This is a genomic window from Deferrisoma sp. (genome assembly GCF_054681715.1).
In genome coordinates this window covers 19,656-27,179 of sequence record NZ_BAAHFQ010000034.1, presented here as the reverse complement: position 1 = coordinate 27,179, position 7,524 = coordinate 19,656, and the positions used below count along the sequence as shown (strand labels likewise).

Below are 7,524 nucleotides of genomic sequence, written 5' to 3'. Positions count from 1 at the left end.
GCCTTGAACCCCGCGATCACGCCCTTGACCATCTCGGTGGTGTAGGAGTTGTACTGCTTGGGGTTGTTCAGGGTGATCCAGGCCACGTAGAGGTCGGGCACCACGTTGCCGTCGGGGTCCACGAGGGGCCTCTTCTCGTACACGGTGCACGGGGGCTCCGTGCCCCAGTACTTGCCCGTGAACAGCCGGTGGTCCTTGAGTTCGTTGTCGCGGGGCAGCCAGTCGAGACTCATGGGGATCCTCCTTTTGATGCGGTCTACGGTCTACGGTCAACGGTCTGCGGTCGGGAGGTGAGGTGCCGGGCGCACCGAGAGGGTTCCCGGTGTTCCCCGCTTCCCAGCCTCCCAGCTTCCTAGCCTCCTAGCTTCCCGGCCTCCTAGCTTCCCAGCCTCCCCCCTTTCCCTCACCTCGCCGGGTCGGTGAAGGAGTAGAGCACCTCGGTGGTGTGTTCCCCCTCCCGCAGCACCACCGGAAGGCTCCGGGCGCCCGGGGGCAGGATCTCGGCGATCTCCACGGGGAACGCCTTGCCGTGCAGGTGGATCACGTACCGGGTGCCCCCGGGCGGGGGGAACTCCACGTCCACCCGGGCCCGGTGCGGCCCCACCCGCAGGAACAGGGGGCGGCGGTTCCCCTCCCAGGGGCCCATGCCCTCGAGGGCCACGGGGTGGGTCTCGCCCGACCGGGTGATCCAGATCTGCCGGGGCACCGAGGGCTGGGCCGGTTCGGCCGGCCGGTCGAGCCGGTAGGGCGCGGGGCGTCCCCGGGGGGCGACCCCGGCCGCCCGCCGCTCGAAGAACGCCGACGCCGCCTTGGGGAACAGGACATAGGTGAGGCGGTCGTCCTCGCTCCCGAAGGCCTCGGCCGGTAGGTCGTCGAGTTCCGGCAGCCGGGCCGGCTCCGGAAGGGCCTCCCGCGCCCGGGCCACCAGGTCGGCCCGGCACCCGGGCATGGGGGGGCCGAACTCGCCGGCCAGGTACCGGACGGCCTGGGGGGCCAGGGTCGCGAACGGCCGGCCGGACACCACGTCCTCCACGGCCTGGCCGCACACGGCCTGGAGGAAGGGCCGTAGGAGCGGCGGGCGGCCGAACGCCTCCCACACCGGCCGGAACCGGGCCAGCGCCCGGTCCATGTCGGGCCGGGGGGAGTGCCGGCGGATCTCCTCCAGCATGGCCTGGCGCACCACCCCCGGCAGTTGCCCCGAGAGGCCCCCGTGGTCCACGCCGTACACCGCCCGGTACCGGAACCCCTTCTGGGTCTTGAGCCCCTCGAACAGCGCCGCCGCCTCCTCGAGGGCCCCGAGGTCCAGGCCCGGATCCATGGGGGTGCCCCTCAGGGCCATGAGGAGCGACTCGGTCTGGGGCGGGCTGTAGGCCCAGGCCGCGGCCGAGAGCGTGACGTCGGCCCCGGCGGCTCCGGCCCGGAGGGCCGCCTCGGCCGCGGCAACGCCCAGGAGGTTCACGTCGTGGGTGTGCACCCGCAGGGGGGCGCCGAAGTGGGCCCGATAGGTGGAGACGATCCGCTCCGCCAGGGGCGGGCTCAGCATGCCGAAGGGGTCGTGCACCGACACCGCGTCGGCCCCGGCGAAGAGGTACGCCTGGGCCGCTCGGACCAAGGCCTCGGGCGCATCCCCCAGGTCGGACCAGTCGAGCAGGTGGGCCACGGTCACGTGGATGCCGGTCTCCTTGGCCAGTTCCACGACCTTCACGGTGTCGGCCCGGCGGGTCGCCAGGTCGAGCACCCGGAGGCGGTCCACCCCGAGATCCCGGATCCGCTGGAGCACGGCCTTTACGGTGCTCCAGGGGGCGGGGCGCGTGCCGAACAGGAACCGGGACCGGACCGAGGCCTGGATCTGGGTATTTCGAACCGCGCGCCGGACGGCCCGCAGCCGCTCCCAGGGGTCCTCGCCGAGCACCTCCATGGTCGGGTAGAACGAGGCGCCGCCCCAGGCGTCGATGGCCGTGTACCCCGCGCGGTCCAGGGCCTCGAGGAGGTCGGTGAGTTCGTCGGAACGCACGTGGAGCGTCAGGAAGTTGCCCACCGCGTCCCGGAGGGTGGAGTCGAAAAGCTCCGCGGGCCGCATCACACATCGCCTCCCGGGTGGCTCACCGCGCCGGGCAGGCCGCCCCTCAGGTAATGGCCGAACAGCGCCGCCGCGGTGACGAAGAACGGGTCCCAGGGTTCGGCCGGGTCGGGGTAGCCGAACCCGTCGATCTTCTGCTCCATGAAGTAGGTGGTGAACCGGCCGCTCAGGAAGTCGGGATCCCGGAGGATCCTCCGGTAGAGGGGAAGGGTGGTCTCGATGCCCCGGATCACGTACTCGTCGAGGGCCCGCCGGGTGCGGCGGACGGCCTCGTCCCAGGTGCGGCCCCAGACCGAGAGCTTGGCGATCAAAGGGTCGAAGTAGGGCAGCACCTCGCAGCCCCCGTGGATGCAGGAGTCGAGCCGCACCCCGGGCCCTCCCGGCGACAGGTACCGGGTGATCGTGCCGGGCGAGGGCATGAAGTTCCGGCGGGGGTCCTCGGCGTTGATCCGGCACTCGATGGCGTAGCCGCGGATCTCCACCTCCTCCTGGCGGATCGAGAGGGGCTGGCCCGCGGCCGCCCGGATCATCTCCTGCACCAGGTCCACGCCCGTGACCATCTCGGTCACCGTGTGTTCCACCTGGATCCGGGTGTTCATCTCCAGGAAGTAGTACCGGCCGTCCCGGTCGAGCAGGAACTCCACGGTGCCGGCCGAGTCGTAGCCCACCCGCTCGCACAGGGCCAGGGCCACCCGCCCCATGGCCTCCCGGGTCACGGGGTCCACGACGAGCGACGGGGCGATCTCAATGAGCTTCTGGTGCCGGCGCTGGATGGAGCAGTCCCGCTCGCCCAGGTGTACCCGGTTGCCGTGGCGGTCGCACAGCACCTGGATCTCGATGTGCTTGGGCTCCTCCAAGAACTTCTCCACGTACACCCGGCCGTCACCGAAGGCCTTTCGGGCCTCGGAGGCGGCCAGAGGGAATGCCGTGGCCAGTTCCTCGGGGTTTCGCACGATGCGCATCCCCTTACCCCCGCCGCCGGCCGCCGCTTTGACCATGACCGGGTAGCCGATGCGTTCGGCCCAGTCGAGGGCGTCGTTGGGGTCGTCGAGCACCGGCGAGGCCGGCACCAGGGGCACGCCGGCCTCCTCGGCGGCCTTGCGGGCCGCCACCTTGTCGCCCATGGTGTCGATGGCGTTCACGTGGGGGCCGATGAAGGCGACGCCCCTCTTCTCCAGGGCCCGGGGCAGGGCCGGCCGCTCCGAGAGGAACCCGTACCCCGGGTGTACGGCGTCGGCCCCGGTTTTCACCGCGGCTTCGGCGATCTGCTCGGCGTCGAGGTACCCGGCCACCGGGCCGGGCTCGAGGAGGATCGCGTCGTCGGCCTTGGCCACGTGCACGGCGTGGGCGTCGGGCTCGGTGTACACCGCCACGGTCCCGATGCCGAGTTCGTGGCACGCCCGGATGATCCGCACCGCGATCTCGCCCCGGTTCGCCACCAGCACCCTGCGGAACACGGCTCAACCCTCCAGTTCGCGCCGGAACTGCTCTGTGGCGGCCAGGAGTTGCTCCCGGTCCTTGGCCCGGGCCGCCTCCAGCCGCTCGGCCAGTTCGGGGTGTTCCACCGCGAGGATTTGCACCGCCAGGAGCGCGGCGTTCACGGCGCCGTCGACGGCCACGGTGGCCACCGGGATGCCCCGGGGCATCTGCACCGTGCTCAGGAGCGCGTCCCGGCCGGCCAGGGCCCCGGAAGCGAGGGGGACCCCGATCACCGGGAGCGTGGTGTGGGCCGCGACCACGCCGGCCAGGTGGGCCGCCATGCCGGCCCCGCAGATCAGGGCCGCCGCCCCTTCGGCCCGGGCTCCGGCCGCGATCCGGGCCACCCGTTCCGGGTCTCGGTGGGCCGAGGCCGCGTGGACCTCGAAGGGCACGCCGAACTCCTTGAGGGTTGCGGCGGCCTTCTTCATCACCGGCCAGTCGTTGGGGCTTCCCGTGAGGATGATCACCTTTTTCACAGCGCTCCTCCTTTCGCTCGGGGACGTTCCAAGGGGGTGAACACGACCGTGACGAGTTTGTGGGGGGTGTCGGGGACGATCTCGATCTGGACCCGCCGGGCCGTGCCGAGGTTTCGGCGGTGGGCGAACTCCTGGAGCGCGGGCAGCATCTCCGCTGCACATGCCGACAGATACTCCCGCAGCAGGCGGCAGCCGTCCTCCCGGCGGCAGAGGTCCTGCTCCGCCGGGGATGTGGCGTCGTAGAGGACCGCCACTACCAACCCCCGGCCGAACAGGGCGTCGACCCGGGAGGGTGTCACCCCCATGGTCTGGGCGTAGATCCGCCCCAGCGCCTCCCTCGGGTCTGTCTGGGGCCCCGCAGCATCCGCTCTCACGATCTCCCCTCACCGGCCCGGCCGAGGCGTCGGCGCCCCGGCAGTCCGGTTTCGAAAAACGAAAAACGGCCGAACCTCTCCCGTGTGGGGAAAGATCCGGCCGTCTCGTACCCGGGGCGCCAACGCCCCGTGTTCCGTTCGGGCTGGTCCTGTGTGTTTCACCCGTCTTCCGGCCCGGGCTTCCCGGGGGAGCCCTTCCGGCTGACGGTGGCGCTATCTATACTCGTTGCTCCCCGATCCGGTCAAGCCCCCGAAACCGGTTGGGGCTCGGTATCGAGGGTGAACACGAACACCCGCTCTCCCGTTCGGGTGCTGATGTCGGTGTGCACGCTCACAACGCCGCACCCCGTGAGGGCCTCCAACTCCCGGACCATCAGCGAGCGGGCCGATTCCACGAGCGCCGTGCGCATCCGCTTGACGAGCTCGATACCCCCTTCGGTGCGGGCCAGGTGGATCTCCGCCGGGGTCAGCACCCCCCGCAGGCGCACCACCACCATGTCGCCGACGATCCGGCACCAGGCCTCCTTGGGGCCGCGGCCCATGTACTCCTTTTCGAGCCGCACCAGGGCCTTCGCGATCTCGTCCTCGAGGGGACCGTGGGAGGAGGGATGGGGCATGGGGACTCCGTGGCGCCTTGGGCGCAGGCCGACAGGGGCGGTTCCCCCGGTTCTCGAGCGCGTGGCCGGAGGGTGCCGCCCTTTGTACGGAACGGCCGGGGCCGGGGTCAAGCCGGTCGTGCCCGGCCCGGCCGATGTGATATAAGCCGAGGTTCCAAGACGATCTCTTCCGAGGAGGATCCGATGCAGGACCGGTATTCGAGCCCCGAGTGGAGCGTGGACGAGTGGGTGAGCGCCTGGCACATCCGGGTGGGCACGGCCTACCGGTGCCAGGAGTGCTCGAACATGATCATGGTGGTGAAGGGGGGCATGGGCACCCTGGATCCCCGATGCCACGGGAAGCCCATGGTGCCGGTGGAGCCCAAGAAATGAGCCGGCCGGTGCGGTTGGGCCAGGTGTACCGGTGCCCGGTGTGCCGGGCCGAGATCCTGGTGATCAAGGCGGCGACCGCGGCCCTGGATCCCCACTGCTGCAACCGGCCCATGGAGCCGGTGCGTGTGGTTCCGGTGTACCGGTGCCCGGTGTGCGGCGCCGAGGTGGCCGTGCTGCGGCAGGGGCAGGAGGCCCCGGAACTCGTGTGCTGCAACCGGCCCATGGAGGAGCGGGAGGTCCGGGAGGCGGCGTGACCGGGCCCCGGGAGGCCGGGTTCGTCTGGGTGGAGGTGGCCGCCCGCCGCCAGCCCGGGTTCCGAAACCGCGTGGTCCGGGTGGACGAGGTGCCCCGGTGGGTGCGGCGCCACGGCGCCTGGGGCTGCTACGCGAGCCTCTTTCTCTTCGATCGGGGGCTTGTCGAGCATCTGGAGGCCGGCCGCCGCCGGGGCCGGCCCACGGTGGCGGGGTACGACGGGCCGGTGTGGGCGGCCTTCTGGACCCTGGATCTCGACGCCCCGGACCTCGGGCAGTCCCTGGACGCCGCCCGCCGGGTCGCGGACCGGCTTCTCGGGCCCTGGGGCATCGCCCCGGCGGCGGTGCGGGCGTACTTCAGCGGCCGGAAGGGGTTCCACCTGCAGACGGATCTGCGGGCCTTCGGGTTCTGGGCCCCCAGCCGGGTGGCGCCCGAGGTGCTGGGGCGGCTGACCCGCCGGCTCGCCAGGGAACTCGGGGATGCCGGCCGGTTTGTGGACCCGGCGGTTCGGGACCGCACCCGGCTCCTCCGGCTCGCCCACACCCGCCACGAGGCCTCCGGGCTCTACAAGATCCCCCTCACGATCGACGAACTGTTCCGGGAGGATCCGGGCCGGATCCGGGAGGCCGCCCGGGAGCCCAGGGGAGGTGGGGCCGACTTCGGCCTCCTGCCCGCGCAAACCGTTCCCCCCTCGGAGACGGCCCGCGGGATCTGGGAGGCCGCGGCCCGGGGCACCCGCCGCGCGGCGGCCCGGCCGGCCGTCGTGCCCGGGCCGGGCTGGGGCGAGTGTCCGGCCCGCCGGGCCCTGCTGGGGGAACCGGCGCCCGTGGGGGCCCGGAACAACACGGCGATCCGGATCGCCTCGTGGCTTCGGGAGTGCGGATGGACCGCCGAGGCGGTGGAGGGCGCACTCATGGACTGGAACCGGAGAAATCCAGAGCCCTTGGACGAGGCCGAGATCCTCCATGTGGTGCGGTCGGCCTTCGCGCCGGCTGCGCCTTACCACTACGGCTGCCTCGACCCCCTGATCCGGGCCCACTGCCCGGTTTCCCCGGCGGAACGGTCCCGCTGCCCCTACCACCCGGGGCGGGCCCATGGGTGAGGCGCCGATCCTCGTGGTGGCGGCCACCCCGGGCGAGGCGGGGCTCCTCACCGGGCCGCTTTCGCCCGAACCCGGGGACCTGCCCTGGCCCCTCTGGTCCGGCCGCTTCGGGGCCCGGGCCGTGGCCGTGGTCGTGACCGGGGTGGGCAAGGTCAACACGGCCCTGTGCCTGGGGGCCGTCCTGCCTCGCCTTCGGCCGTCGGCCGTGGTGTCGGTGGGGGTGGGGGGCGCCTACCCGGGTTCCGGGCTCGAGCCGGGCCACCTGGCCGTCGCCACCGGGGAGGCTTACGGCGACGAGGGGGCCGAGACCCGGGCCGGGGTGCGGGGCCTGCGGACGCTGGGTTTCCCGTCGTGGCGGCAGGGAAACGAGGCGTGGTACGAGGAGCTCCCGGTGGACCCGGCGTTGGCCCGGGATCTCCTTGGGGCCGCCCGGAGCGTGGCCCCGGCCCGGGAGGGGCGGTTCATCACGGTGTCCACCGTGACCGGCACGGCCGAGCGGGCCGCCCGGCTGGCCCGCCGGTTCCGGGCCGTGTGCGAGACCATGGAGGGGGCGGCCGCAGCGCACGCGTGCCTTGCCTTCGGGGTCCCCTTCGGGGAGGTCCGGGGCATCTCGAACCGGGTGGGGCCGAGGGACCGTCGCGCGTGGAAACTCCGGGAGGCGGCCGAGGGGGCCCAGAGGGCCGTGCTTGCATTTCTCCGGTAGCCGGGCTCAAGGTTTCGTGTATACTTCCGATCGGTTTTGATCGGATCACATCCCCTTTCCCAAGGAGGA

The 7,524-nt window shown here is 72.4% G+C and carries 9 protein-coding genes and 1 pseudogene; 4 read left to right on the top strand and 6 right to left on the bottom strand.

Annotation, left to right across the window (positions count from 1 at the left end; translation table 11 throughout):
- The 6 genes and pseudogenes from ACY0I8_RS07350 to ACY0I8_RS07325 form a co-directional block, all read right to left on the bottom strand.
- Nucleotides 1-233: pseudogene (locus tag ACY0I8_RS07350) on the bottom strand (6-oxocyclohex-1-ene-1-carbonyl-CoA hydratase); the annotation flags it as partial.
- 170 nt (nucleotides 234-403) lie between these two features.
- The gene (locus tag ACY0I8_RS07345) at nucleotides 404-2,080 is read right to left on the bottom strand and encodes an acetyl-CoA carboxylase biotin carboxylase subunit family protein (RefSeq protein WP_461394242.1); all 1,677 of its coding nucleotides are present in this window, start codon (nucleotides 2,078-2,080) and stop codon (nucleotides 404-406) included.
- Nucleotides 2,080-3,537: an acetyl-CoA carboxylase biotin carboxylase subunit gene (locus ACY0I8_RS07340; RefSeq protein WP_461394241.1), complete on the bottom strand. Its 1,458-nt coding sequence runs from the start codon at nucleotides 3,535-3,537 to the stop codon at nucleotides 2,080-2,082. The genes ACY0I8_RS07345 and ACY0I8_RS07340 overlap by 1 nt, the downstream gene beginning before the upstream one ends.
- A gap of 3 nt (nucleotides 3,538-3,540) precedes the next feature.
- The gene (gene purE / locus ACY0I8_RS07335) at nucleotides 3,541-4,035 is read right to left on the bottom strand and encodes a 5-(carboxyamino)imidazole ribonucleotide mutase (protein ID WP_461394240.1); all 495 of its coding nucleotides are present in this window, start codon (nucleotides 4,033-4,035) and stop codon (nucleotides 3,541-3,543) included.
- Entirely contained in the window at nucleotides 4,032-4,409 is a 378-nt protein-coding gene (locus ACY0I8_RS07330) for a Na-translocating system protein MpsC family protein (protein ID WP_461394239.1), read from the bottom strand. Before ACY0I8_RS07330 ends, purE begins: the two co-directional genes overlap by 4 nt.
- 242 nt (nucleotides 4,410-4,651) lie before the next feature.
- The gene (locus ACY0I8_RS07325) at nucleotides 4,652-5,026 is read right to left on the bottom strand and encodes a Na-translocating system protein MpsC family protein (protein WP_461394238.1); all 375 of its coding nucleotides are present in this window, start codon (nucleotides 5,024-5,026) and stop codon (nucleotides 4,652-4,654) included.
- 183 nt (nucleotides 5,027-5,209) lie between these two features.
- Between ACY0I8_RS07325 and ACY0I8_RS07320 the strand changes: the two genes are divergently transcribed.
- From ACY0I8_RS07320 to mqnB, 4 genes are read left to right on the top strand one after another with little or no spacing between them, the layout of a single operon-like run.
- Nucleotides 5,210-5,398: a hypothetical protein gene (locus ACY0I8_RS07320; RefSeq protein ID WP_461394237.1), complete on the top strand. Its 189-nt coding sequence runs from the start codon at nucleotides 5,210-5,212 to the stop codon at nucleotides 5,396-5,398.
- Nucleotides 5,395-5,652 (top strand): hypothetical protein, encoded by a 258-nt coding sequence (locus ACY0I8_RS07315; RefSeq protein WP_461394236.1) that lies wholly within the window; start codon nucleotides 5,395-5,397, stop codon nucleotides 5,650-5,652. Before ACY0I8_RS07320 ends, ACY0I8_RS07315 begins: the two co-directional genes overlap by 4 nt.
- The gene (locus tag ACY0I8_RS07310; protein ID WP_461394235.1) at nucleotides 5,649-6,752 is read left to right on the top strand and encodes a primase C-terminal domain-containing protein; all 1,104 of its coding nucleotides are present in this window, start codon (nucleotides 5,649-5,651) and stop codon (nucleotides 6,750-6,752) included. The genes ACY0I8_RS07315 and ACY0I8_RS07310 overlap by 4 nt, the downstream gene beginning before the upstream one ends.
- Nucleotides 6,745-7,455: a futalosine hydrolase gene (gene mqnB, locus ACY0I8_RS07305; protein ID WP_461394234.1), complete on the top strand. Its 711-nt coding sequence runs from the start codon at nucleotides 6,745-6,747 to the stop codon at nucleotides 7,453-7,455. Before ACY0I8_RS07310 ends, mqnB begins: the two co-directional genes overlap by 8 nt.
- Nucleotides 7,456-7,524 lie beyond the last annotated feature (69 nt).

Bases quoted from the DNA above. Each gene is read 5' to 3' on its own strand.
- ACY0I8_RS07345 (WP_461394242.1), bottom strand. From the start codon at position 2,080: ATGCGGCCCGCGGAGCTTTTCGACTCCACCCTCCGGGACGCGGTGGGC.
- ACY0I8_RS07325 (WP_461394238.1), bottom strand. From the start codon at position 5,026: ATGCCCCATCCCTCCTCCCACGGTCCCCTCGAGGACGAGATCGCGAAG.
- ACY0I8_RS07320 (WP_461394237.1), top strand. From the start codon at position 5,210: ATGCAGGACCGGTATTCGAGCCCCGAGTGGAGCGTGGACGAGTGGGTG.
- ACY0I8_RS07315 (WP_461394236.1), top strand. From the start codon at position 5,395: ATGAGCCGGCCGGTGCGGTTGGGCCAGGTGTACCGGTGCCCGGTGTGC.
- mqnB (WP_461394234.1), top strand. From the start codon at position 6,745: ATGGGTGAGGCGCCGATCCTCGTGGTGGCGGCCACCCCGGGCGAGGCG.